This window comes from Cupriavidus sp. SIMBA_020, assembly GCF_046535395.1.
GTDB classification, from domain to species: domain Bacteria; phylum Pseudomonadota; class Gammaproteobacteria; order Burkholderiales; family Burkholderiaceae; genus Cupriavidus; species Cupriavidus campinensis.
In genome coordinates this window covers 1-252 of record NZ_JAWRWU010001192.1, presented here as the reverse complement: position 1 = coordinate 252, position 252 = coordinate 1, and the positions used below count along the sequence as shown (strand labels likewise).

The 252-nt window shown below is 72.6% G+C and carries 1 protein-coding gene; it reads right to left on the bottom strand.

The features are described 5' to 3' along the window. Positions 1–252, bottom strand: a 252-nt coding sequence (locus SB751_RS33305) for a hypothetical protein (protein ID WP_410749406.1), incomplete at both ends; no start/stop codon positions are given.

Below are 252 nucleotides of genomic sequence, written 5' to 3'. Positions count from 1 at the left end.
CTGCCATTGCGCGAGCGCGTCGCCGGGCAAGCCCTCGCCGCCCACGGTGATCTGGCGCAGCGCGGCCAGATCCTCGCGCGGCGGCGGCGTGCGCAGCCATTGCTGCCAGTAGGCCGTCGGAATGCGCGCGAAGCTCACGCGGCCCTCTTTCAGATGGCGGCTCGTCGCGGGCGCGTCCCACAACTGCGGGCCGCGCATTTCGACCTGGCCGCCTTGCATCAGCGCCGGCAGCATCTCGTGCAGCGCGACGTC